1 protein-coding gene is annotated in these 263 nt (G+C 67.7%); it reads left to right on the top strand.

Annotated elements, in window-relative coordinates; translation table 11 throughout:
- Positions 1-263 (top strand): aldehyde dehydrogenase family protein (locus ACLJNW_RS25920; protein ID WP_410961469.1); only part of this gene is annotated, 263 nt, incomplete at both ends.

Here is a 263-nt window from a genome sequence, read left to right as displayed (position 1 = left end):
GGCCTGCTCCGCGCGCGCGACGAGGCGCATGCGCTGGAGTTGGCCAACGCCAGCGAATACGGGCTGTCCAGCGCGGTGTTCAGCCGCGACCTGGAACGCGCGGTGCGCTTTGCCCGCCAGCTACGCGCGGGGATGACCCACGTCAACGACATTCCGGTGAACGACGAGGCCAACGCGCCCTTCGGCGGCGAGAAGAACTCCGGACTTGGCCGCTTCAACGGCGACTGGGCCATCGAGGAATTCACCACCGACCACTGGATCAG

The organism is Salmonella sp. SAL4457, assembly GCF_046548235.1.
GTDB lineage: Bacteria > Pseudomonadota > Gammaproteobacteria > Enterobacterales > Enterobacteriaceae > Salmonella > Salmonella enterica.
This window is presented reverse-complemented; position numbering and strand designations above follow the sequence as displayed.